The sequence below is a fragment of the Glutamicibacter sp. NPDC087344 genome (assembly GCF_044744225.1).
GTDB lineage: Bacteria > Actinomycetota > Actinomycetes > Actinomycetales > Micrococcaceae > Glutamicibacter.
In genome coordinates this window covers 323445-348022 of record NZ_JBIUXY010000003.1, presented here as the reverse complement: position 1 = coordinate 348022, position 24578 = coordinate 323445, and the positions used below count along the sequence as shown (strand labels likewise).

Below are 24578 nucleotides of genomic sequence, written 5' to 3'. Positions count from 1 at the left end.
TGCATAAACCCCGAGTCCATAATGACTTAGGTGTTCTGGCAGATCAGCTGTGTAATTCGTGAAATTCTTCCGCCGCACGGTGGAACACGCAGAACTGATTGTTCATCGGTGTGCGCTCAACATTGCGGACTCATCGGGTTGCCATCAGATTTCTGACCCGCTTTCATCATGTTTGCCAGATGGCCGGCCAAAGGCCGGACGATCTTCGTATGCGGTGAATTGCTCGAGCACCGTTTCGGCGTTGACTGCGGACTTGAAAGCCCGGGAGAACGCTCGGCGTTGCACTGCTTGCCGCACACACTTTTCATTCTCGTGGGTCCAGGCACCCCGCCCGAAAGCGGAAGCGCCCACATCAAGAAGCACCGCGTCAAGCGGTGCCTGCTCGGTGAGAACCCAACGAATTAGCTCATTTCGGGAGGTAGAGGTCCGACAGCCAATGCACGTGCGTTGCTGATGCAGCTTCATGCGAGCGCCGTCGCCACCTTCCTATTAAAATGAACCAGCTACTAGTCTAGCGCGTTTACGCCCCGGTGTGCGCGTGAGCTTGGTATCACACGCACCCAGGGCGCAATTGCAACTGACCAGAAACTTCTGCTTCCCAGTTTTAGTACTGAGGTTCCTTGCCGCCGGAAGCCGCTAGGATATCAATTCGCCAGCCGGTGAGCTTGGCGGCCAAGCGGGCGTTCTGCCCTTCCTTGCCGATAGCCAGCGACAGCTGCGAATCCGGAACCACCACACGGGCGCGTCGCTCCGCCTCATCCAGGATCTCCACGGAGACCACCTTGGAAGGGGAAAGCGCCGCGGCGATGAACTTGGCCGGGTCCTCGTTGTAGTCGACGATGTCGATCTTCTCGTCACTCAGTTCATTCATGACTGCACGCACACGAGTTCCCATTTCACCGATGCAGGCACCCTTGGCGTTGACCCCTGGTTTGGTGGCGCGCACGGCGATCTTGGTGCGGTGCCCGGCCTCGCGGGCCAGCGCCTCAACCACAACGGTTCCGTCAGCGATCTCCGGAACTTCCATTTCGAACATCAGGCGAACCATGTTCGGGTGTGAACGCGAAAGGGTAACCGCTGGGCCCTTGTTGCCGCGCTCGGCGGAGACCACGTAGGCGCGCAGGCGGTTGCCGTGCTGATACTTCTCGCCCGGGACCTGCTCGACGGGAGGCAGCAACGCTTCGACGTCGCCGATGTTCACCTGCACCATATGCGAGGAATAACCCTGCTGGATGACTCCCGAGATCAGGGTTCCCACGCGGGCTGCGTATTCGCCAACAACCTGGGCATCCTCGGCTTCTCGCAAACGCTGCATGATGACCTGGCGCGCGGTGGATGCCGCGATGCGGCCGAAACCGTGCGGGGTATCGTCGAATTCACCCAGCAGCACACCGGCCGCGTCGCGATCTTCAACAAGGATCGAAACGTGGCCGTTGCTGCGCTCAATATGAGCGCGTGCACCTGGCATGGCGCCTTCGGTCTTGTTGTAGGCAAGCAACAGCGCGGACTCGATGGTTGGGATCAGGACATCCATGGGAATGTCGCGGTCTTTTTCCAGAATGCGTAGTGCGTCGAGATCAATGTCCACGCCTAGCCCTCCAAATCTTCAGTGTCGATAATGTCAAGCAGCTCGTCGTCGAAGTTCAGCTCCGGATCAACAACTGCCTTACGGATGTTTTCAAAAGAGTGAGTCACCGGATCTAGGATCTTGGTTTTCATACCCTTTTTGGCAGGCTCGCGGTGTTCGGCAATGACAACCTCGTTGTCAGATACCTCGGTGATACGTCCGCGAAGCTTGGTGCCGTCGGTCAGCGTCAGCTTGACCATGCGGTTCAGGGCGCGCACCCAGTGGCGTTGCGCGGTGAGTGGTCGGGAGAGACCCGGGGAGCTAACTTCAAGCTCGTAGGGGGATGCTGCGGCATAAATGACGTCTTTATCCAAAGCATTTGAAACGGTGGTGGTGACTTCACCCAGTTCGTCGAGATTCACCGACTCGCGGCCATCTGCTTTGTCGACGATAACCTGAATGATCATCTGCTTGCCCGAAGGGCGAAGCGAAACCTCTTCAAGAATTAATCCGTGGGATTCTACTTCCGTTTTCAACGCAGTACTCAAACGCTGCGCTTCCTGTTCGGTATCGGCCGGCTTACCGGTCATGGATATCCTCCCACGCTATTCGATGTTGTCCTTTAAGCCTATATCCCCAAACCTCGATTGAGAACTCGTTGACCGGTTCAGGTGAAGGAACTCACGCCCAACCCGTGCACCACGCCACGATCAAGCCGCGAAACCCCGCGGGACCGGACGACTTCATGGGATGATCGATTCGCTATGACTGAACCATCGCCACATCCAGCACCATCGCAGCAGCCTCCAGCCAAACGAGCCCCGGGCTGGCTCGCCCCTGCACTTGTTGCTTCGCTCGCTGTGGCCGTTACGTGGGGTATCGGTGTAACGGTATTTCGTGGCGCCCTGGTGGACAGGGGCCTGCCGGAAGTTGTCGCCGATGCCACGCAAGACCAACAAGCACAATGGGTCTACGGGTCGCAGCTGGCGGATCTGGGACATCAGGCAGCCGGTCTTGCGACCTTGGCCGAAACCCCTGAAATCTCCGCCGCCCTGACCGACCTGAGTACTTCACTGTCTCAGGGTGCCGCGCTTTTGGGTGAATTGCGTTTCGAGGATCAAGGCGCTGTAGCGCTAGCGGAAAGCTACTCCCCCGAGGCCCTGGAAACATTAACCAGCGCGGTGGCTGCGCTCAGTTCCAGCATTCCTTCGTTTGAAGAACCCGACATGCCACGCGGTGAGACGCTGGCTCGAATCGCCTTTCAGATCAACTCCGACGCTCGCAACGCGTTAAGCCTGGGCGATGAGGAGCAAGCGGCGTCCTTGCCCAACGCCCTCAGCGCAGGCGGCGGCACCAGCGATCAGGGCTCCGTTGAACCTCCGAGTGTCGCCTGCCTCACCGACCATCAGCTGCTGGAAGGCACAAACGCGCCAGAGGATCCAGCACTCGTTGAATCCGTAGCGTTTGCACGGGCTCTGGATCGCGGTTACGCGTTGGACTACACCTTGCAGCTCAACGCGGCACGAAGTAGCAAGTCTTCAGCAAAAGCGTTAGAACAACAGCGCATTGAGCTCAACACCCAGTTACGGACCCTGCGCTCGGCACTACCGGATGGCTGCGCCGACCTGCGTTCAGCTGCCTATGATTTGCCAGAAAATGGTCTTGAGGCCCTGGACGAGGCCGCTTCCCACGCTGCCCAGGATTACGCGGATGCGCTGGTTACCGCCGCAGGAAATCTTGCCGGAGAGCGGCAGGCTTCGGTGGCCAGTATCGCCACTGAGGTTTTGATCGATCAACAAAAAGCTTTGGATGCACACCCTTTGTTAATTACCGCGAGCGAATAGCTTTCCGATCGCCATCCAAACATTTTCGTTCCGATCGCGCACCTGCGAAACGTCAGAAAATGTCGTTTTGTTTCATTTCGAAAACAAAAAAATAAATCTGGCATTTACGTAGCAAGTTTTAGGATTAGCAAAACACTGCCTTCGTGCATGCCAGATACCGCGGGGCGGCTCGGCCAACGACTTTATTTCTGTGATTCAGGCATACCTTCCCCATGCAGCAACGAACCGTTTCAGCATTGCGTGTGGCAGATCTCGCGAAATCTCATGTTCAGACATTCCAGACTCAAGGCTGGTTAGCATCCCCTTCCGATCTCGCTATTTTCTGCGATTAGGGTTATGGTCAGATTGTCGAGTATTTTAAATTTGAAAATTATGATGCGTCAATCACAGCATTTTCCGGAACATATTTTTCCGGATCAGATTTCGAACTTCCGAGGCTATCACTCGATTCGATCCCTAAAGATAGAGGAAAACAATAATGCCAGGACAAATTGTCCGGTCAAAAATCGCTGCACTAGCCTCAGAAGCCATCGGATCGCGTCAATGCCGCGAGATCCTGCGAGAACATGGCTGGAGTGAAGGAATGCCGATCATCGTCGCTCAACACGACGAAAAACTCGGTGATGTGATGGCATTGGCCGCAGCTCATAAACCGCCAGTGCTCGTCGCCACACTCGACCCCGAGTCCGAAAACATCTGTTTTACCTATGTCGCGATCGGGTGCAGCGACCTTGAAATTGTAGCCGTGCGCGGCACGGACGACTCAATCATCGATCTATACCGTGAGTCGCGGTTGCGCCCATGCATCACCTTCAGGGTTGCCCCATTGCTACACAGCGCAATCGCACACGCGCTTCCACCACTGCACAAGGCGACCGGAGCAAGATATCCGGCACTTGCTGTTGATCACACCGAGGGTGGGCGCTAAGTAAAAATCGCGATGATTCCACGATCCCCGGTAGGTATCCAGCGCTAGGATACTTCACCCCAGCTCGTGCGGTTTGCTCTCTTCGCGCTCGATGCTTTTCGCCTGTTGCTCGATCTCATCGACGGCGGCGATCTCACTGACGATCCTGATCTGTTTCCCCTCTCGAACGTCTTGCTCCTTTTGCTGTTTTTGTTTCAGCACTCCCGCGGTATTCCGCGGTGGCAAGTTCAGCGAATCCTCGGCCTTGTATCCTGCTTGGAGTTCTCGGCCGCGCTCAATCTCGGCATCCAACACGGCTCCGAAGAGCAGGGACAGATTGGCTATCCAGATCCATAACAGCAGCACGATAACTCCGCCGATGGCTCCGTAGGTCTTGTTATAGTTGCCAAAGTTCGAGACATAATTGAAAAATCCAAAGGTCGCCAAAGCCAAGATAGCCAGTGCGAAAAAAGCCCCGATGCTGAGCAATCGAAACTTTGTATGTTTGACGTTGGGGGTGCCGTAGTAAAGCACGGCAACCAGCATGACCGCGAAGGCCGCCATGACCGGCCATTTAACGATGTTCCACAGCAGCAACGCTGATTCCCCAAGCCCTATGTAGTTGCCAAGCGTTTGAGCAAACGGGCCAGAAAGCACAAAGAGGGCACCCATAAAAGCGGCCGCGACGAGAAGAAACAGCGTCACCAGCAACATCAAGGGCTTCAACTGGTAAAACGGCCGCCCTTCTTCCACCGCATAAATCTGGTTCATCGCACGGCCAAATGCACCGACGTATCCCGAGGCGCTCCAGATCGCACCTAGCAGACCAGCGGCTAAGGCCAACCCAGCGCTAGGCGCTGAAGCCAACTGTTCAATTGGCTGCCGAAGAGTTTCGACAACTTGCGGGCTGGCAAATTCTTCCAGTAGCGACAGCAGGGATCGTGTCGTGGTCTCGGCCTGCCCCACCACACCAAGCAGCGACACTACGGCCAACAGCCCCGGGAACAGCGAGAGCATCGTGTAGTAGGTCAGCGCCGCCGCCAGGTCTGTGCACTTGTTTCGGGAAAACTCATGAAGTGAGCGTTTGAGTACGTAGCGCCAGGATTCAGCACGCAACCTTTGCGGCTTCTCGAGTTGCGATTGCACTGCGTTTTCAAAGTCAGTGTCCGTTTCAACAGTCCCAGCGATCCGCTCGGCAGGCTGCGCATCTGCACGCCGTGGATAACCTTCATTGTTTTCAGACATCTATCCACCCCGTCTTCTTTCCGGTTCATGCAGCTGTTCTGTTATTCATCCAAACAGGACTTCGGAATTCGCTCAACAGGCTGCCTGTAATACCCAGCGCAGAACCAGCTTTCGCAGTTTTGTGAAGATCGAGTCGAGAAACGTGAGATTCTATTCCGGATTGGAGACAACCGAGACCGACATACAACGCACGGATGATGCACGTTGGCACCGAATGTGCCACGATTCTTCTGACAGTACCCATTTGAGGAGAACTCCATGTCAGACACCCCAGACGACAGGGCAGCGAGGAATCAAAACCACCTGCGGCCCCGTGCTCGTTCGATACCTGTGCACTTCAAGAACGTGTTATTGGTCGGCTGGGTTGTCCGTGCAGATGTGGTTTTAGTTCAGGCTGGCGGTTTAGACAGGACAGCCAAAGTTGAAATCAACGGAATCTTGGTGCCCCCGCTCACGGTAAGGTTTGCCGGAGATGCCTTCAAGGGGTGGGAGCCGTGGACCGCGCTGATCTTAAAGCCCGACACGTTACCGATGAAACATGACGCGTTTCCACCAGGTCTTGAATGCCAGGATGATGACGACGATTTCGGCGCCGCCCCATGGTGCAAAATTCTGCCGTGGTTTCCCGGATGCTAAAGCGCAAGGTCGCAGTGCGTGTGATCCTCGGGGTCATCGCCTTTGCCGTCGACTTATTTTTCTGGCAGGGAATCCTCCTCACGCATCAGGGGTTTGAGCTATCTTTCTGGGTTGTTCCCGCAGCTCTGATCGTCGCCTACCTGCTGCTCCTGGCGCAGCCGAGGGTTTGGCTGGGATATGTAGCCTTCCTCCTCGTGTCGCTCCTTGGCCTGATGGTGATCAGTGTGGTGGGGATTATCGGGTCGTTCTTGTCGTTGTTCCTCGTCGCCCGGCAATCAACAACCCGCATAGCCGCTCTAGCCTTAGCGGGGATGATTCTGCCGATCTCTATCGCGTCCTACAACTCAGCAACTTTTGGGGAAGAAACTGAAGATGCAATTTCCTTGTTTGCCTGGAATTTCGGGTTGTGGAGCCTGATTGCAGTGCTTTGTTTTGTCGCGGCCCGCAGCCTGCGACGAACTGAAAATCGTCTCCACACCGAACGTCGGTGGGCAAAGGATGCACTTGAAGAAGCCAGAACCAGCGAACGGCTGCGCATCAGCCGCGATCTTCATGACTCTGTCGCGCACTCGATGACCGCCGTCGTACTTCAGGTGGCCGGGGTGCGCGCCATCTTGAAAAAGGGTGCTGAATTCGAGAAGGTCGACCCGGTGCTGGCCGATATTCAGACTACTGCCGAGCAGAGCATGCGTGAGCTCCATCGACTTCTTGGAATGCTGCGCAATGAAGAAGAAACTCACGTTGGCCAGGCCTACTCGTTTCAAGACATCGGCGCCCTCATTTCCTCTGCTCACGAATCAGGTATCGATGTCATCTCGACTGCGAACGGCGAGGTCCGCAGTCTGGATCCCAGCATCAGCCATGCTGCCTACCGGACGGTTCAAGAGGGACTGTCCAACGCCATGAAACACGGCGGCGACGGTTGCCGGGTAGAGCTTGCGACACACTGGTCCCAAACGGAACTGACGATTTCGATCACAACCATCTCTGGCGTGATCAATAGGCCTCCTGTCTCCGGTGGCTTCGGATTGATGGGACTGCGAGAACGTATCAGTGTCTCCGGCGGTTCGCTAAAGCACGGCCAGACTCCCGGTGGTTACCTGCTGAAAGTCGTGTTGCCCGTGGATACTTCGGATTCAAGCGTTCAACCAGCGGAACAGAGTATCCAACAACCCGGTCCAAAGGATGCGCCATGATTCGTGTAGTGATTGTTGACGACCAACAGCAAGTGCGATCCGGTATCAGCATGATCCTGTCAGCCGAAGACGACATCGAGGTTGTTGGCCAGGCCAGTTCCGGAAGCGAGGCTTTGGCTCTTGCCCGGGAGCTCGTACCCGATGTGGTGCTCATGGACGTGAGGATGCCCGGTATGGATGGGGTCACCGCAACCGGTGAGCTCATCCAGCAAAACGGAAACGATCCGGATCATCTGGTGCGGGTCATCATCATGACAACTTTTGATGACGAGGATATCGTTGTCGCTTCCCTGCAGGCGGGGGCCAGCGGATATCTGCTCAAGCATGCATCCCCGACCGAAATTGCGGATGCGCTGCGCCGGGTGGCGAATGGAGATACGTGGCTGGATGCCACCGCCGCTACGCGCCTCGTAGCAAAACTTCGCGAAAGCAGCGGCGATCATGTGGATATTCGCCAAGTCCTCACGCGCCGGGAGCAAGAGGTGCTTCGACATGTTGCTGCGGGTCGGTCGAATCAACAGATCCTCACCTCCTTGGTGCTCAGTGAAGCGACAGTGAAAACACACGTGGCCCGAATCCTGTTCAAGACCGGTTCCAGAGACCGGGCTGCCGCAGTGGCTCTGGCATATCGCTCCGGTTTTGTCCGGCCTGAAGACCCATTGCCAAACTGAACATACCGCCCTGGTATGACGTTTTACCACTGGTTGTGGGCCATGATTGAAGTGAAATGATTCTTTGAGCACCTGGGGAGCATTTTACAAAAGAGCGGAATCTACTCCGCGGTTTATAGAGACAGAGATTCCTAATCGATTGAGCGGTCTTCACCGCATTCTGTTCGGCGTACCGGACGATGCGTCACTCAACGGAATCGACTGTGGTGCTCCTTGGGGGAGGAATACCGCAAGCCCACCGTGTTCCCGGGTCTTCGCCGGGCACAAGGTGGGCTTTGTCTTTTCATTCACGCGCGCGACAAAGCGACTTGTCTCAGGCTGCGAAGATCAGATCCGACCCAAGTTTAAGAATCAATGCAGCAACCACAACAACAAAAACGATCCTGATGAACTTACTGCCTTTAGAAATCGCCATGCGCGCTCCTAAATAGCCGCCCAGCATGTTCATCAGACCCATGGCAAGGCCCAACCCCCACAGCACATGACCGGTGGGTATGAACAGTGCCAAGGCGCCAAGATTGGTGAACAGATTAACGATTTTTGCCTTCGCCGAAGACTGCAAGAAGTTGTAACCGAGCACCGTCACCATGGCGATAATCAGGAACGATCCTGTTCCCGGGCCAATCATTCCGTCGTAGCCTCCGATCACCAACCCAATGAGTATTGCCCGGAAATAGTGTTGTCCCCCGCTGTAACGCAGTCGGGAGAGTTCTCCCGCGCTGGGTTTGAGAATGGTAAACAACAACACGGCAACCAGGGCAGCGATAATGATCGGTTTAATCGCACCGGCCGGAAGCATGGTGGCCAGCGCTGCTCCTCCGAAGGCGCCGACCATGGCGGTCAGCGCCATGGGGATAGCCGTTTTCAGATCAGGGCTTGTACGCCGATAGTAGGTGACCGCGCTGGTGGTTGTCCCAAAGATGGACCCGAGCTTGTTGGTTGCCAGTGCCTGGACCGGGGTGATGCCTGGAAAAAGCAGTAGCGCGGGCAGTTGGATCAGTCCCCCACCGCCAACTACCGCGTCAATCCATCCTGCCCCGAATCCTGCCAGTAGCAGCAGGAGCAGGGGCCACCATGAAATTGGCTCGCCGTTGACGGACAGGAAATCTAGAACTTCTTGCACCGCGCTACCTTCCTATTCAGTTATTTCGATTTCACCGATGCCTGACTTAGACAGTCAGTTCAGCCACCACGTCGCTCAGCTGCACATCTCGGCGTTCGCCGGTGGCACGATCCTTAACTTCAACTACGCCATCGGCCAACCCTCGGCCCACCACAACAATGGTTGGCACACCGATCAGTTCGGCGTCGGAGAACTTCACTCCGGCAGAAACCTTGGGACGGTCATCGAAAATGACTTCCTTGCCGGCGGCTTCCAAGTCCTTGGCCAACTGATCTCCGGCCTCCAACAGTTCGGCGCCCTTGCCGGTGACCACAATGTGAATGTCTGCCGGGGCAATCTGCTTTGGCCACGTCAAACCGTTTTCGTCGTGGTAGGCCTCGGCCAGGGCTGCTACCGCACGGGTGACACCAATACCGTAGGAGCCCATCGTGACAACCTGAAGCTTGCCGTTTTGGTCTAGGACCTTCAGATCCAGCGCCTGGGCGTACTTGCGGCCGAGCTGGAAAATATGACCCATCTCGATGCCGCGTTCGGTATGCAGCGGGCCAGAACCATCCGGAGCTGGATCGCCGTCCAAGACGTTGACCGCTTCGATGGTTCCGTCAAAGCTGAAGTCACGACCGGCCACCAGGCCGAAAACGTGTTTGCCCTTTTCGTTGGCCCCGGTAATCCAGGTACTGCCCGACACAACCCGGGGATCCACCAAGAAGGTGACACCGTGCTCGGTCTCGCTGCCCAGCAGCTGCCGGTCAAGGCCCAATGCAGGCCCCAGGTAGCCGGTTACGATCTCCGGGTGGCTCTTGAGGTCTTCGGCGGTTGCCTGTTCAACCTGAACCTCGCCGTTGATTCCCAGCGCGGAACCGATGGTCGCTTCCATACGCTTCTCATCGACCTGACGATCGCCTGGAACACCCAAGACCACCAGGTGGCGGGTCCCCTCCGGATCGATCACCGCAAGGACCACGTTCTTCAAGGTGTCCTTAGCCTCCCAGGCACGGTCGGTGCGGGGGCGAAGTTCGTTGGCGGCCGCCACCAGGGAATCGATGGTCGGGGTATCCGGCGTGTCGACGACTTCAAAAGCTGGTGCATCGGTGAAATCAATGGAGTCAGGAACCACGGTGGTCACTGCCTCCACGTTGGCGGCGTAGCCGCCGGCCGAACGCACAAAGGTGTCTTCACCAATGGCTGTCGGGTGCAAGAACTCCTCGGACTTCGAACCACCCATCGCACCCGCCTGAGCGAAAACGGGAACAACTTCCAAACCCAGACGCTCAAAAATTTTCAGGTAGGCCGCGCGGTGGGCCATGTAGGCCTCGTCGAGTCCCTCGTCATCGATGTTGAAGGAGTAGGAGTCCTTCATGATAAATTCGCGGCCGCGGAGCAGGCCCGCGCGTGGGCGAGCTTCATCACGGTACTTGTTCTGGATCTGGTACAGGTAGACCGGCAGATCCTTGTACGAGTTGTACAGGTCTTTAACCAGCAAGGTGAACATTTCCTCATGGGTTGGGGCCAGGAGGTAGTCGGCTTCCTTGCGGTCCTGAAGCCGGAACAGGCCTTCACCGTATTCGGTCCAGCGTCCGGTCTGTTCGTACGGTTCGCGCGGCAGCAAGGCCGGGAAGTGAACTTCCTGAGCGCCAATGGCATTCATCTCTTCACGAACGATGGCTTCCACACGTGCCAAGACCCGTAGACCCAACGGTAGCCAGGTGTAGATGCCGGGCGCGGCACGGCGAATGTAGCCAGCGCGAACCAGCAGCTTATGGCTGGCGACTTCGGCATCGACCGGATCTTCGCGCAAGGTACGCAGGAACGTTGTGGAAAGCTTCAAAACCACGCGTGGTGTCCTTTTCCGTATGACGGCGGGCGCGCAGAGACGCGGCTGCCGACGTGTTAGGCAAAATCTAAAGTAGGCTGCCGTGCTGACAGCCAAGTCCAATCCTACCGGGTTCGGCTCTGAGCCCGGAAAATCCGGGCTCAGAGCCAACACCGTTTATGAATTATGTGGTTAACCTACGTGAACCCAGGGCCGGCGTTGTAAATCCGGTTCGGCCTCACGCAAGACCTCGCGGGTCAATGGTGCAATCTCCCCCTGGCCTAGCAAAAGGAACCGGGCGAGGTTGCTCAGCGGATTGCCTTCCGTCCAGCGGAAGTAGATATGCGGCATCACCCCGTACTGGTCCCTGATGGCCAGGCTAATCGCGGCGATAGACGTGGGGACCGATGGTGCGGTGGCTTCCAGAATCCAGAACCCGTGCCGGACGATGCCGTGCACCTGAATATCTTCGGCAAAATCCGAATAGTCGGAAACTTTCACCTCAAGGAAAATCACCGGAGCATTCTGCGAAATATGGCTGGCCAACGCCGCATGGTGCAGTTTGCGGCGGTACCTCGACTTGGTAGTGTTGGCAGGTTCGTGGGCTATGAGTTGGAGTGTTCCGCGTCGTGCGGACTCAGCAATCAGATGTTCCGCTGCTGCATCAAAACGCACGGAGGTTGCACGTAGTTCGGTCGAGCGACGGAAGCGGGAAAACAGGGAAACTGCCAGCACCGCGGTGATGAAAAATGCCGCAATCTTCAGGCCTTCGGGTCGTTCAAAGCAGTTGAGTACCGTCGTATACAAAAACACCAACGAAACCACCATATACATGATGCTTTTACGGCGTTCATGACGGCGCAGCGCCGAGATGGTCACCGCAATCGCAGCGGAGCTCATCAGCACCAGGACACCGGTAGCGTAGGCGGCACCCTGCGCATTAACATCCGCTTCAAAATGCCACGTGATGCCCAGGGCCACCAGAATCACCACAACAACCAGCGGTCGAACGGCCCTGGCCCATTCCGGGGCCATCCCGAAACGCGGAAGATAACGCGGAATCAGATTCAGCAGGCCGGCAATCGCTGAAGCGCCAGCGAACCATAAAATCAGGATCGTCGATACATCGTAAATACTTCCAAATCCGTCCCCCATCAGGTGGTGGGCCAGCCATGAGAGGGCTCGCCCGTTGGCGGCACCACCTTCTTGGAATTCCGCGGCGGGGATCAACAGGGTGGTGACAATCGAAGACAGCATCAGAAAACCGCTCATGATCAGTGCCGCGGTCGTGAGCAGTTTATGGGCCCCGCGAATACGGCTAGCTGGATTCTGCGGTGACTCTCCCGCTTTCATGCTGATCTGAGGCATCACCGCGACACCGGTTTCAAAACCCGATAGTCCCAAGGCCAGCTTGGGGAAAACGATCAGGCACACCAATAAGATCATCACGGGATTCCCATGAGCGGCAAACAATGAATCCATCCAGTTGCTGATCGTGACGGGGTTCGCGGCAATGCTGCTTAGCGACACACCGATCACCACAAGGTTCAACGTCAAAAAGGTGCCAACCAAGACGACGGCAATCCACGTGACTTCGTTGAAACCGCGCATGAACAAGGCCCCGAGCAGAAGCAACAGAATTATTGTCAGGGGAATTTCTTTGCCGGTAAACCAGGCCGGTGTCACCGGGTTCTCGATCAAATGCGCCGAAGCATCCGCGGCCGACAGGGTCGCGGTGATCATGAAGTCCGTTGCCGCGAACCCCAGAAGCACCAGCACCAGCAGTTTTCCCTTCCAGTGCGGCAGCAGTCGTTCAAGCATGGCGATGGATCCCTGCCCATGCGGGGATTCGGTTGCAACACGACGATAGACGGGCAGTGCAGCTCCCAGGGTGACGGCGATGAGGATCAGCGTGGCAAAGGGCGCGAGTGCTCCGGCGGCCAGTGCCGCAATGGCTGGCTGATATCCCAAGGTGGAGAAGTAGTCCAGGCCCGACAGGCACATCACCTGCCACCATTTTCCAGCGTGTTTTTTCTCAGCGCCGGAGTTTTCATGACCTACAGATTGGTCGGTCAGCCACCGATGGAAACGGCGGTGAGCCGGTCTCGATTCCGAGGCCGGCGGGACGCTCAGCGTCCCAATATTCGTATTCACGGATGTGAACTGTACGCCTAGATTGCTCTCGCGTCACCGTTTCTCGGCAAGAATTATAGATAGATTTTTCACACCACTGGCAGATGCAAAAACGGGTGCCGGAACCGGGTTTCCCCTAAGTTCCCTGCACCCGTTCTTGGCGGTGTCGACGAGGCCTACTTGGCTGCAGCCTTGACCTCTGCCACCGCTGCGTTCAGCTCATCAGTGAGTTCCTTTAGCATGTCAGCTTCGGATTCTTCCTCGCTGGCACTGATGGAAACTGCGACGGCATTGTTCCCTACCAACCCCTGAATTTGATAGGTGCCAGGCACATCCATGCCGTTCATCTTCATGGTGCTGACGGTGCCGTAGGTGACATCAGCGTCCGAGGTAACATCGAGAATCTTGGCGCTGGCTTCAACTTCCTGGCCGGCTACCGACATGCTGAACGTATCGCATCCCTGCAGGTCTTTGCTCTTGGCCTGCTCGGTGATTTGCTCCAGCTTCGAGCTGTCTTCGTACCCGGCCACGCTGTAGCTGGTGGATGCCATGGTGGTTTCATCCATCAGCACGGCTACGGCCATGTTGATGCCGTCGATGTCCCACGAGTCTTGCTGAGTGACAAATTCAGCGCATTTCTCCGGCTTGATCTCCATCTGTTCGATCATCGCTTTGGCTTGCGGCAGCGAGGCTGCGATCGAATCGCCATCTAGGATCTGGACGGTGCTTGAATCGCCAGCCAGCTTGGTGACGATGCTCTTTGCTTGTTCGGTGCTCAGTGCTGCGCTGGCCTGGGGAGCCGCAGCTTCCTGGGACGCACCGGTGTCGCTAGAGCCCGCGGAGGTTTCGGTGGATTCGGTGCTTGGCTCGGTGTCCGAGCCGCTGCAACCTGACAACGCCAGGGCGGCGGCCAGTGGCAACAAGAGAAGTGAACGTTTTTTCACGATACTTAGTCCTCACATTTGATGATGATGGACACAACTCTATTTCACAACCGACTAGAAATAAAACCCGTGCGAGTTAGTTCAGCGACGAGATTTCATCGAATGCCTTGTTGACCAGTTCAACTGCCTCGGTTGCCAGCGTTGCCGGTTCGTTCAAACCTGTCTGGAACGTAACGATCACAAAGTCCTTGCCCTTCAAGGCCTGGACTACCACCGAACTCAGCTTCTGACCTCCCCCTGCGTCCATCTGGGTGGACATGGTGAGGGACTGATCTGCGTTGACCTTTAATGGCAGGATTTGCCGGTCTGCGCTTAGTTTTTCGCCACTCTGTTCCACGGTGACCGTTTCGCAACCGTCGATATTATCCAAGGTGAGTGCATCAGAAATCTTTTTTTGTGTTGCCTCATCGGTGATTGAGAAAACTTGGAGCACCTTGCCCAAGTTTTCGTCGCCCACCGTCCCGGTGGCCGCGACCGATCCGGTCAGGTCGTTGACGGTGTACTTCTCCATCTGCTCGGCGCATTTTTCCGGAGTAATACCGGAAGCCGAATTCATGCCCTTGGCCAGTTCGAGCTGCTGTTGCATGGTTGTGTTACCCACCACGGCCAGCGAAGGGTCGTCTCCTAACAGGTTCTTCACCACGGTTTCCACCTGTGTGGCATCTAGATTTCCATCCGGTGTTTGGGTTTCACTGGCCACGGGTGCCGACTCGGGTTCCGCGGCAGAAGAGCACCCTGTCAAGATAAGTGCGGCGGCAAGTGGAAAGGTCCAGAAATACCGATGAGACATGCAGAAATTCCTTTGGCTCGATTCGCTGAGTTGCAGAGAATCGACAGCTCAATCGAGCTGGTCGATTAGTTGATTGACGGTTTCCGTAGCGGAAGCCAGTTGTGTTGCGGTGGTGGAACCGCTGGTCTCTTGCTGGATGCCCAACAGAATATTCGCTGTCGCAGCACGAACGATCAGCTGTTGAGAGGTTTTGTTCCCATCGCTTTCGGTGACAACGTACCCCTCGGTCAGTTTGGCGTTGCTTTGCACGGGTTGTTTCGCTAGATGGTAGGCGCGCGATTCACCGTCAACTTTCACCGAGTACCGAGAACAGTCGGTGCTTGCCGAGGCCTGGGTGTCCCAATGGGATTTGAGTGTCGCCGAATCCGGATATACCGCTACCGTTATGAGCTGGTCTCCCAGTTGAACCGCACCCATTACGGAGTTCTGCAACTGCTCGGAGATCGGAGCGGCAAAGGTGATCCCGCATTTGCTCGGATTAACTTCGACATCTTCAAGCCATTGCTGGGCTTGAGGAATGGTTGAACGGAGCTGCCCATCATTGATAACGCTCGCACCGCTGTGGGAACCGGCAAATGTGTTAAGCGCGTCTTCAAGTTCTTGGGCATTGCGCGAAATAGCTGGCCCTAAAGAATCGTCCGTCGTGCCCGGCGTGGGCGAGCTGCAGGCAGCCAGCAACAGTGTCAGGCTGCCCATCCCGGCCGCTATCAAAATTTTTGCTCGTTTCGCCCGCACGTTACTTCCCGTCGTTTACAGAGACTGCAATCGATTCTATGGGATAGACCTAATCTGTTGCGGGATGTGAAGTTTCCGCATGGTTTGGAGCTGCGCTTAGAACAAGACCGTTGCGAACGTCCCGACTTGGGTGAATCCGACCTTGTTGTAGGTTCGGATTGCAGCCTCGTTGAAGTCGTTGACGTAGAGGCTGACGATCGGCGCATGCGCAAGTGCATAGTCAACGGTGGATGCCATATAACCAGCGGCCAAGGAATGGCCACGGTACATGGGGTTGATCCAGACCCCCTGGATCTGGGCGACTTGTTCGGTGACGGTGCCCAAATCAGCCTTGAAAACGATATTACCCAGGTCGTCGGTGTCGATGAGGGTGTGTCCTTGCCGGATCAGCTGCCGCACCCTCCCGCGGTAGAAACTACCGCCATTTTCCAGCGGCGAATAGCCAAGTTCTTCTTCAAACATGGCAGCGCTGGCGGGAAGCACCTTATCGAACTCGGAAGGTTGTGCCGTACGCAGCCGACGGCGCGGGATATCCACGGGATTGCCGCGCATTTCCATCAGTGGCTGATTTTCGCGCACATCAAAAATTGATTGCGGCCCGTCGGCCAGAACCTCATGCATGGCGAGCACAGTCGCCGCAGGACCAAAGATGGAAGCGAAGCGTTGCCGAGTGGCCAGCGCCATCAACGCATACTCGTGGGCCTGCTCCTCAGGCATGGCGGTGGGTGCCATGTTGGCACCCACCCAGCACGCTGAAAGCAGGCCTTCTTCTCCATCCACACCCAACACGTGGGCGAAGCCATCCGGCACGGCCGAACGGTGAAGATCCACCTGAGATCTGGTGAAAATATTGGCAACGGGGTCACGGTCGAGCAACTCAATAAGGGCCGCAGTGTCCCTGCGGCCTAAGATGCGCGGTTGTCCCTCGTCAACCCGTCGGCCTGGTTTAGCTGACGGAGACCACTGGAGAACCCGCGGCAGGATTCTCGTCATCGCCCAAATCCATTTCCTCGGCCAAACGATTGGCTTCTTCGATCAAAGTTTCCACGATCTGACTTTCGGGGACCGTCTTGATGATCTCGCCCTTAACGAAAATCTGTCCCTTGCCGTTGCCCGAGGCAACACCAAGATCAGCGTCCCGGGCTTCGCCAGGTCCGTTAACCACACAGCCCATCACTGCAACACGCAGCGGAACGGTCATGCCTTCCAGACCCGCGGTCACCTCGTCAGCCAAGGTGTACACGTCGACCTGGGCTCGTCCGCACGAAGGGCAAGAAACAATTTCAAGTTTGCGTGGGCGCAGGTTCAGGGATTCCAGAATTTGGTTTCCGACCTTCACTTCTTCCACCGGCGGAGCGGAAAGCGAAACACGAATAGTGTCACCGATGCCCTTGGAGAGCAACGCCCCAAATGCCGTCGCGGACTTGATGGTTCCCTGGAACGCAGGACCGGCTTCGGTGACGCCCAGATGCAGCGGCCAGTCGCCGCTTTCGGCCAGCAATTCATAGGCGCGAACCATAATTACCGGGTCGTTGTGTTTCACCGAAATCTTGAAGTCGTGGAATCCATGTTCCTCGAACAACGAGGCTTCCCAGATGGCCGATTCAACCAAGGCTTCGGGGGTCGCCTTGCCGTATTTGGCCAGCAAACGTCGATCCAACGAACCGGCATTTACACCAATACGGATCGAGGTGCCGTGGTCCTTGGCCGCCTGAGCAATTTCCTTCACCTGGTCATCGAACTGGCGAATGTTGCCGGGGTTCACACGCACGGCGCCACACCCTGCTTCAATGGCGGCGTAAACGTATTTTGGCTGGAAGTGAATATCGGCAATCACCGGGATCTGCGACTTCATCGCAATGATCTTCAGCGCTTCCGCGTCCTTGTCCGTGGGACAGGCAACACGAACAATGTCGCACCCCGAAGCGGTCAACTCAGCTATCTGCTGCAGGGTTGCATTGATGTCATGGGTTTTGGTGGTTGTCATCGACTGAACCGAAATTGGCGAGTCAGACCCCACGCCAAGCGACCCGACTTGAATCTGGCGGGTCTTACGACGTGGTGCGAGAACCGGCGGTGGGGCTGCCGGCATGCCTAGGCTGACCGAAGTCAATGGATGCCTCCGAATAGATTGTGGGTAATACTCTCTACCCAAGTATGTCACCGACTCGATCAAAGCGGTGATCTATGCGAGAAAGGCCACGGGTTACCGTGGCCTTTCTGCTAGTTAATGCGGGATTCTGCGCGCAACGCGAAACCTAGTTGGCTTCTGCAACTGCCTTGATGCTGTTCAGCACGGTGGCAACCTGCTCAACAACCTCGGCGTCATCCTTCGGGTTCAGCTCTGCGAAGCGCACCACCGAGTTTGGAATGGCCAGCTTGACGTCTTCCAGCACCTTGGCGCCAGCAATGTTCAGGGCCTTGCGAGCTTCGTCCTGAGCCCAAACGCCACCGTACTGGCCGAAGGCGGTGCCAACAACAACCGATGGCATATCGGCCACAGCGCCGGCACCGAACGGGCGCGACAGCCAGTCAATGGCGTTCTTGAGAACTGCTGGCATGGTGCCGTTGTATTCCGGGGTCACCAGCATCAGTGCGTCGGCCTCGGCTGCCGCATCGCGAAGTGCCTGAGCCGCGGCGGGAACACTGCCGGCTACGTCATTGTCTTCGTTGTAGAACGGGATGGTCTCCAGGCCTGCGAACAGTTCAACTTCAACACCTTCAGGGGCGTTGATGACGGTGGCCTCGGCCAGCTGCTGGTTGGTCGAACCGTTACGCAGTGAACCTACAAGGGTGAGGACTTTGGTTGCCATGGGCGAAACTCCTAAATCGGGGGAAATCAATAAGCTGACGCTTCATCTAGATTCAACCCTCCACGCGGCCCAATCAATTCCCCGCCACATGGTGATTTGGCTCACCATGATATTTGTCGCGGGCACTAATCCTGCGCAGGCCGCCGTCGCAGCTGTTTGGTGGCCGCCCGGTTGGACTTGGCGCTCAGCCTGCGACGCTGTGAGCCCTGGGTCGGTTTGGTCGCCCTGCGTTGGGGCGGGTCAGGCAATAACGTGGCCTGGACCAACTCGGTCAACTTTTGCGCAGCGTCTTGCCGATTGCGCCACTGGGAGCGCTCCTGGGCCGAGGTGACAACCACTTGGCCGCCGGTGAGCCGGGTGGAGAGTTTAGCCAGCAGCCGTTGGCGCTGCCAGGGTGAGAGCACCCTTGAACCGGCAATAGACCACGAGAGCTCAACCCTGCTGTCCGAGGTGTTCACATGCTGCCCACCCGGTCCGGAGGACCGGGTGAAATGCCACACAAGCTCGGCCGCGGGGATTACCAGCGAGCGGGAAATCTGTAGATCCATAAACCAAGTTTCCCACGTGAAAACACGGCAGGTACCCTCCCTTCGAAACAACGAAAGGCGGTGCCTGCCAAGAAAAGAGGTGGGCTTTAGGAGGAAAATTCCTTAAGCAGTCCGGTCACCGGATTCCATTCGGTGATGATGGTGCGAGCCAGGGCGCCGGAAGTATTAAACGGATCCTGATTCAGCACCTGCACAAGGGCAGCTTCGGATTCTGCGGCCAGAATCAGCAACGCCCCGTCGTTGACCGGGGTTGGGCCGGAAGCCAGCAGCTGTACCGAACCCTCACCGATGTACCCGCCGAGGAATTCTCGGTGGGCCGGGCGGTTTTCGTTGCGCAACTCGGTGGAGTTCTGCGCGTACACGTATTCAACAGCAAAAACAGTCATGGTTTCAGCCTAGATCTTTGAGACTAAAACAGCTGAATTGGTTTGAAGATGTCTGCATATATTAAGAGGCCTCCCATCGCGAGCATGGCCACCACCACAACATAGGTCAGCGGCAGCATCTTGATGGTGTCCACCGGTTTCACGTTTTTGATGTTGAAGATCTTGGCCACGGTGCGCTTCAATCCGTCGTAGAGGGCACCCACCACGTGCCCGCCGTCCAGGGGCAGCAACGGGATCAGGTTGAAGGCGAACAACGCCAGGTTCAGACCGCCAGCCAATGAAAGCAGGGTCGCGAACTTGTCCCCCACCGCCATTGACTCTTCGGCACTGATTTCACCGGCAATCCGGCCAACACCAACAATCGACACCGGACCGTTAGGGTCACGTTCCTCGTTGCCAAAGGCGGCCCGAGCAACATCACCCATGCGTTGCGGCAAATGCAGGATCACGTTGCCGATCGTGGCCAACTGATTTCCGACAACACGAGGTACTTCACTCAATGGCATCGCCAAGTTCTCCACGGTGGAACTCATCCCGACAAACCCGACCTTGGCCATTTCGTAGTCGCCGTTGGCATCCTTAATCGGATAACCGTTCTCGTCCGTCACCGGACGATCGGTCAGGTAGGGGGTCAAGGTAGTGCTGTAGCTTGCACCATCCCGTGTGTAGTCAAGGGATACCGATTGTCCCGGATTTTCCCGGATCACGTCGGTGAGTTTATTCCATTCACCCTGCGCCACGGACACACCGTTGATGGTGGTGATGGTATCTCCGGGCAGCAAGCCTGCTTCATAGGCCGGCGCGACCGGGTCGGTGGCAGAACATTCTGTTTGATCGCTGTTCTGCGCCGTGGAGATGCACTTGTACACTTCGGAAACCGTCGTTGTGGTGGTGGCGACACCGAAGCTGGTGAGCACGATGCCGATCAGCACAAAACCGAGAATCAGGTTCATGAATGGGCCGCCGAGCATGATGATGATCCGTTTATAGATCGGCAGCTGATAGAACATCCGCCCTTCATCTTCGGGTTTGACGTTCTCGTTGGCCTGCGAGCGCGCGTCATCAACCATTTGCCCGAATACCCGCTGAAAAAGATTCGGCTTCTTCTGCGAGGCCCCGGTTTCTCCCTGCCCGGCAGGGCGTGGAGGATACATTCCGATCATGGAGATGTAGCCGCCTAGCGGCAGCATCTTGATGCCGTATTGGGTTTCTCCTCGCCTAAACGAGAGAAGGGTCTTGCCGAATCCGATCATGTATTGCGGCACTCGCAAACCGAAAAGTTTTGCGGGAACCAGGTGGCCGATCTCATGCAGGGCAATGGATGCCCCGATGGCCACCACCATGAAGATCACACCGAGGATAAAAAGCACGACGCTCACGCGCTGACCCCCAAAATTTGCGCCGTGTGGGCGCGCGCCCACTTGTCCGTTTCCAGCACTACTTCCACGCTGAGTTCCGCGTTGACCGGGGTATATTCATCCAACACCCGTTCGATGGTTTCTACGATGTCGGTGAATTGAATTTTTCCTTCATGGAATGCTTCAACCGCAACCTCGTTGACCGCGTTGTAGACGGCCATGTGGGTACCGGAAGCCGCGGCGGCTAGTTTGGCGAGTTTCACTGCCTTAAACACCGATTCATCCAGCGGGTCGAAAGTCCAGGTGGAAGCCGTGGAGAAATCACAGGCAACGGCGGCACCAGGCACACGATGGGGCCAGTTGATCCCCAACGCAATGGGCAGACGCATGTCAGGTGGCGATGCCTGGGCAATGACCGAACCGTCAATGAATTGCACCATAGAATGAACAATCGACTGGCGGTGGACCACTGGTTCGATCCGGTCCAACGGGACATCAAAAAGCAGATGCGCCTCGATGACCTCCAGCGCCTTATTGACCATCGTTGCCGAGTTGGTGGTGACCATACGTCCCATATCCCACGTGGGGTGCGCCATGGCCTGTTGCGGTGTGACGTCGCGCAGTTGCTCATAGCTGTAGCCGAAGAACGGGCCGCCCGAGGCGGTCACGATCAATTTGGCCACTTCGTCAGGGGTACCCGAGCGCAGGGCCTGAGCCAACGCCGAATGTTCGGAGTCCACCGGAGCGATTTGCCCGGGCGCGGCGAACTGCTTAACTACCTGCCCACCGATGATCAACGATTCCTTATTGGCCAGTGCCAGCAGGTGACCTGCCTTGAGCGCGGCGATAGTCGGTTCCAGGCCAATGGCCCCGGTGATCCCGTTAAGCACTACGTCAGCTTCGGAGTATCCAGCGATCTGCGTCGCCGCCTGGGGGCCTGCCAGAAGCTCAGGTGCATAATCTCGCACCCCCGCCTCTTCTGCGGCGATTGAGATCGCGTCGGCAAGGAGATCGGCGGAATCGACGGCGCTGCCCACCACGGCCGGACGATACTTCACCGCCTGCCGCGCCAACAGTTCAAGGTTGTAGCCTCCGCTGAGGGCTGCGACACTGAACTGCCCCGGCGCATTGTCGATGACGTCTAGACCTTGGGTGCCAATGGAACCGGTGGATCCGATCAACGTGACGCGACGCGGATGTCCTAGCTCGGGAGAAAAATCTTTGGTGCTCACCTAACCCATTATGGTTTGTCTAACTGTGAGCTCCCAAAGAGCACCACCTACTTCCTCTGTAGTACTCACAACCCCAGGCTGCGGGCAATCAGCAGCTGCTGCACCTGTGAAGTCCCCTCGCCGATTTCCAGGATCTTGGAATCGCGATAGTGCCGTGCGACCAGGGAATCGTTCATGAATCCGTAACCGCCAAAAATCTGTGTGGCATCGCGCGCATTGTCCATGGCGGCCTCGCTTCCCACGAGTTTTGCGTGCGCTGCTTCTACCTTGAAGTTTTTACCGGCAAGCATTTTTGCCGCGGCGGCGTAATAGGCGAGGCGGGCAAGGTGAACCCGGGTGGCCATACGGGCCAACATAAAGGAAATTGCTTGATTCGCCGCGATGGCCGTGCCGAAGGTTGTTCGTGTTTTGGCGTAGGCGACCGCTTCATCCAGGCACCCCTGAGCCGCTCCGGTGGCCAGGGCCGCGATGGCGATACGTCCTTCATCAAGGATTTCAAGGAAATACGAATAACCCCGCCCCGGTTCACCCAACAAGTTCTCCTGCGGGACCCGCGCCCCGTCAAAGTGCAGCGGATGGGTATCGCTGGCCCGCCACCCGACCTTGTCATAGGCCGGCGCGACGGAAAATCCCGGTGTTCCGGAGGGAACGATGATGGCCGAGATTTGTTTCTCTCCGGTCGTTTCATCCAGTCCGGTCACCGCGGTGACCGTCACCAGTGAGGTGATGTCGGTTCCCGAGTTGGTAATAAATTCCTTGGCTCCATCGATCACCCATTGGCCCTCATCTAGCCTGGCCCGTGTCAGGGTGGCCGAAGCGTCAGATCCTGCCCCGGGCTCGGTCAGCCCAAAACCTGCCAGTTTTTCTCCTGTGGCTAGTTCCGGGAGCCAGGTGAGTTTTTGTTCTTGGCTGCCAAAACGAAACAGCGGCATAGCCCCAAGGGAAACTCCTGCTTCCAAGGTGATGGCCACGGACTGATCAACCTTGCCCAGTTCTTCCAGTGCAAGCGCCAGATGGAAGTAGTCTCCGCCTGAGCCCCCGTATTCTTCGGAGATCGGCAGGCCGAAGAGGCCCAGTTCCCCCATTTGTTTGATGATGTCGTAGGGGAAGGATTTTTGTGCGTCGTTGGCCGCGCTTTGCGGGGCCACCACTTGCTGGGCGAAGTCACGGACGAGGTGCACCAGGTCTTGGTATTGCTCGTCGAGTTCCAAATCAAGCATGAGGTTCACTCTCCCTTGAGTATCCCCATCCGCAACTGGATATTTCCGTTCCGGATGACGGGTCATGTCGCCATGAGGTCAGCATTACTTGGCCGGTCACACCCAAGGCGCGTATGGTTAATTTTCATTAACTGATTGCCGATACATTTTAGTATCAGCCACATTTGTGACACTAGTGGCAGGCATCTAAGTTGTCCATAGTCGGGGTCGGTATTCGCAAGGAGATGATGCCTGTGGCAAGGTACCAGCCACTGAACGAACCAACGGACCGCGAGCGCGCCAAGGCCGAACGTCGCGAAGCCTTGTTGCGCGAGGCTACCCGCCTGTTCGCGCAGCATGGTTATGCCGGGGTATCGCTGGAAGATCTGGGCGCCGCCTGCGGGATTTCCGGACCGGCGGTCTACCGTCACTTCGCAGGCAAGCAGGCGGTGCTGATTGCACTGTTGGTGGATATGTCCAAGGACATCTACGCCGGCGGGCAGTTGGCGGCAGACTCCGGTGGCGAACCGATCGAGGTGCTTTCTCGTTTGGTCGATTTCCACACCGATTTTTCGCTCTCCCGCCCGGATATCCTCCAGGTGCAGGATCGGGATCTGAAATCGCTTCCCAAGACCGAATTGGCCTTGGTCCGTAAACTTCAGAACTCCTACATCTCCTTGTGGACCGATCAATTGGCCAAGCTTCACCCCAAGGATACGGTCCAGTCCCACCGGTTCCGCGCCCATGCGGTGTTTGGGCTATTGAACTCAACGGCTCACTCGGCACACAATCCACGCACTAAAAAATCGGGATTAAAACCGTTGCTGTCCAATATGGCGCTTGCCGCGCTGAGATCACCGGTAACCTAGTTCTAAGCCCTTGCTCTTTTGAGGCTTGCCGACCGGCATGCTTCCCACACGATCGAAAGGCCTTTGCCGTGCAGCTACGTGAGGTCCGCGCTTCCGATTTGGACGCATTCTTCGCTCACCAGCAGGAACCCGAAGCAAATCTGATGGCCGCTTATCAGGCGCGCAATCCTTCGGACCGTTCGGTGTTTGACCACCACTGGAACCAGATCCTCAACGACAACTCCGTGCTGGTGCGCACCATTGAGCACGAAGGTGAAGTCGCCGGCTCAATTCTGGTTTTCGACGGCGAAGTTCCAGAAATCAATTTCTGGACCTCAACCAAGTTCTGGGGCAAGGGCATCACCACCAGCGCGGTGGATGCGTTCCTAGCCGATTACACCAAGCGCCCCCTGATGGCCCACGTGGTCCAGGACAACCTCGGATCCATCAAGGTTCTTGAGCGCCGTGGTTTCAAAACCGTCGGCACCGAGCAGATCTTCTCCAACGCCCGGGCAGAGGTTGTCACCGAAAACGTGATGCAGCTGGACTAGCAGCCCACACCATAAACATCGGACCGGTTTCCCCGCCAT

At 56.9% G+C, this 24578-nt stretch carries 25 protein-coding genes; 7 read left to right on the top strand and 18 right to left on the bottom strand.

The genetic code is table 11. The annotated features are described in order from the left end of the window. Positions 1-144: 144 nt before the first annotated feature. The 3 genes from ACIOWL_RS06930 to rimP form a co-directional block, all read right to left on the bottom strand. Positions 145-465 (bottom strand): YlxR family protein, encoded by a 321-nt coding sequence (locus ACIOWL_RS06930; protein WP_400382999.1) that lies wholly within the window; start codon positions 463-465, stop codon positions 145-147. Between the two features lie 139 nt (positions 466-604). After that, positions 605-1588: a transcription termination factor NusA gene (gene nusA, locus ACIOWL_RS06925; protein WP_400382997.1), complete on the bottom strand. Its 984-nt coding sequence runs from the start codon at positions 1586-1588 to the stop codon at positions 605-607. Between the two features lie 2 nt (positions 1589-1590). After that, a complete protein-coding gene (gene rimP / locus ACIOWL_RS06920) occupies positions 1591-2157 on the bottom strand; it encodes a ribosome maturation factor RimP (protein WP_400382995.1) in 567 nt (188 codons plus the stop codon). 174 nt (positions 2158-2331) lie between these two features. On the opposite strand from rimP, the gene ACIOWL_RS06915 reads away from it, so the two are divergent. Continuing rightward, the gene (locus ACIOWL_RS06915) at positions 2332-3411 is read left to right on the top strand and encodes a hypothetical protein (protein WP_400382993.1); all 1080 of its coding nucleotides are present in this window, start codon (positions 2332-2334) and stop codon (positions 3409-3411) included. Between the two features lie 583 nt (positions 3412-3994). Continuing rightward, the gene (locus ACIOWL_RS06910) at positions 3995-4339 is read left to right on the top strand and encodes a hypothetical protein (RefSeq protein ID WP_400382992.1); all 345 of its coding nucleotides are present in this window, start codon (positions 3995-3997) and stop codon (positions 4337-4339) included. Positions 4340-4393: 54 nt separating this feature from the next. On the opposite strand, the gene ACIOWL_RS06905 is transcribed toward ACIOWL_RS06910, so the two are convergent. Next, positions 4394-5563 carry a YihY/virulence factor BrkB family protein gene (locus ACIOWL_RS06905; protein ID WP_400382990.1) on the bottom strand — a complete coding sequence of 390 codons (1170 nt, stop codon included), beginning with the start codon at positions 5561-5563 and terminating at the stop codon, positions 4394-4396. Between the two features lie 258 nt (positions 5564-5821). Here ACIOWL_RS06905 and ACIOWL_RS06900 point away from each other — a divergent pair, with 258 nt between their 5' ends. Genes ACIOWL_RS06900 through ACIOWL_RS06890 form a run of 3 tightly spaced genes read left to right on the top strand, consistent with a single transcriptional unit; the run spans position 5822 to position 8066 of the window. Further along, positions 5822-6199 carry a hypothetical protein gene (locus ACIOWL_RS06900; RefSeq protein WP_400382988.1) on the top strand — a complete coding sequence of 126 codons (378 nt, stop codon included), beginning with the start codon at positions 5822-5824 and terminating at the stop codon, positions 6197-6199. Then, a complete protein-coding gene (locus ACIOWL_RS06895) occupies positions 6163-7395 on the top strand; it encodes a sensor histidine kinase (protein ID WP_400382986.1) in 1233 nt (410 codons plus the stop codon). Before ACIOWL_RS06900 ends, ACIOWL_RS06895 begins: the two co-directional genes overlap by 37 nt. After that, positions 7392-8066, top strand: coding sequence for a response regulator (locus ACIOWL_RS06890; protein ID WP_400382984.1), 675 nt, complete (start codon positions 7392-7394; stop codon positions 8064-8066). Before ACIOWL_RS06895 ends, ACIOWL_RS06890 begins: the two co-directional genes overlap by 4 nt. 313 nt (positions 8067-8379) lie before the next feature. Here the strand turns inward: ACIOWL_RS06890 and ACIOWL_RS06885 are convergent, their stop codons facing one another. The 14 genes from ACIOWL_RS06885 to ACIOWL_RS06820 all read right to left on the bottom strand — a co-directional run bounded on the left by ACIOWL_RS06885 (position 8380) and on the right by ACIOWL_RS06820 (position 23161). Then, entirely contained in the window at positions 8380-9189 is an 810-nt protein-coding gene (locus tag ACIOWL_RS06885) for a TSUP family transporter (RefSeq protein ID WP_400382983.1), read from the bottom strand. Positions 9190-9235: 46 nt separating this feature from the next. Next, entirely contained in the window at positions 9236-11023 is a 1788-nt protein-coding gene (locus tag ACIOWL_RS06880) for a proline--tRNA ligase (RefSeq protein ID WP_400382981.1), read from the bottom strand. Positions 11024-11194: 171 nt separating this feature from the next. Next, positions 11195-13144 carry an amino acid transporter gene (locus ACIOWL_RS06875; RefSeq protein WP_400383263.1) on the bottom strand — a complete coding sequence of 650 codons (1950 nt, stop codon included), beginning with the start codon at positions 13142-13144 and terminating at the stop codon, positions 11195-11197. 167 nt (positions 13145-13311) lie between these two features. After that, positions 13312-14079, bottom strand: coding sequence for a hypothetical protein (locus tag ACIOWL_RS06870; RefSeq protein ID WP_400382979.1), 768 nt, complete (start codon positions 14077-14079; stop codon positions 13312-13314). A 76-nt stretch (positions 14080-14155) separates the two neighbouring features. Further along, positions 14156-14869, bottom strand: coding sequence for a hypothetical protein (locus tag ACIOWL_RS06865; RefSeq protein WP_400382977.1), 714 nt, complete (start codon positions 14867-14869; stop codon positions 14156-14158). Between the two features lie 48 nt (positions 14870-14917). Further along, the gene (locus tag ACIOWL_RS06860; RefSeq protein ID WP_400382975.1) at positions 14918-15565 is read right to left on the bottom strand and encodes a hypothetical protein; all 648 of its coding nucleotides are present in this window, start codon (positions 15563-15565) and stop codon (positions 14918-14920) included. A gap of 135 nt (positions 15566-15700) precedes the next feature. After that, positions 15701-16435 (bottom strand): GNAT family N-acetyltransferase, encoded by a 735-nt coding sequence (locus tag ACIOWL_RS06855; protein ID WP_400382973.1) that lies wholly within the window; start codon positions 16433-16435, stop codon positions 15701-15703. A 115-nt stretch (positions 16436-16550) separates the two neighbouring features. Further along, positions 16551-17717 (bottom strand): flavodoxin-dependent (E)-4-hydroxy-3-methylbut-2-enyl-diphosphate synthase, encoded by a 1167-nt coding sequence (ispG, locus tag ACIOWL_RS06850; RefSeq protein WP_400382971.1) that lies wholly within the window; start codon positions 17715-17717, stop codon positions 16551-16553. Between the two features lie 145 nt (positions 17718-17862). After that, positions 17863-18417, bottom strand: a complete 555-nt coding sequence (locus tag ACIOWL_RS06845) for an NAD(P)H-dependent oxidoreductase (protein WP_400382969.1) — start codon at positions 18415-18417, stop codon at positions 17863-17865. 125 nt (positions 18418-18542) lie between these two features. Then, positions 18543-18965, bottom strand: coding sequence for an alternative ribosome rescue aminoacyl-tRNA hydrolase ArfB (gene arfB / locus ACIOWL_RS06840; protein ID WP_400382968.1), 423 nt, complete (start codon positions 18963-18965; stop codon positions 18543-18545). Positions 18966-19051: 86 nt separating this feature from the next. Next, a complete protein-coding gene (locus ACIOWL_RS06835; protein ID WP_400382966.1) occupies positions 19052-19351 on the bottom strand; it encodes a YciI family protein in 300 nt (99 codons plus the stop codon). 23 nt (positions 19352-19374) lie between these two features. Beyond that, on the bottom strand, positions 19375-20730 hold the full coding sequence (locus ACIOWL_RS06830; RefSeq protein ID WP_400382964.1) for a M50 family metallopeptidase: 1356 nt from the start codon (positions 20728-20730) through the stop codon (positions 19375-19377). Next, positions 20727-21941, bottom strand: a complete 1215-nt coding sequence (gene dxr / locus ACIOWL_RS06825) for a 1-deoxy-D-xylulose-5-phosphate reductoisomerase (RefSeq protein ID WP_400382962.1) — start codon at positions 21939-21941, stop codon at positions 20727-20729. The genes ACIOWL_RS06830 and dxr overlap by 4 nt, the downstream gene beginning before the upstream one ends. Before the next feature lie 65 nt (positions 21942-22006). Beyond that, positions 22007-23161, bottom strand: coding sequence for an acyl-CoA dehydrogenase family protein (locus ACIOWL_RS06820; protein WP_400382960.1), 1155 nt, complete (start codon positions 23159-23161; stop codon positions 22007-22009). Positions 23162-23394: 233 nt separating this feature from the next. On the opposite strand from ACIOWL_RS06820, the gene ACIOWL_RS06815 reads away from it, so the two are divergent. Both ACIOWL_RS06815 and ACIOWL_RS06810 read left to right on the top strand, forming a co-directional pair. Next, positions 23395-24009 carry a TetR/AcrR family transcriptional regulator gene (locus tag ACIOWL_RS06815; RefSeq protein ID WP_400382958.1) on the top strand — a complete coding sequence of 205 codons (615 nt, stop codon included), beginning with the start codon at positions 23395-23397 and terminating at the stop codon, positions 24007-24009. Between the two features lie 68 nt (positions 24010-24077). Next, complete coding sequence (locus tag ACIOWL_RS06810) at positions 24078-24539, top strand: GNAT family N-acetyltransferase (protein WP_400382956.1); 462 nt, start codon at positions 24078-24080, stop codon at positions 24537-24539. The last annotated feature ends 39 nt before the right edge of the window (positions 24540-24578 follow it).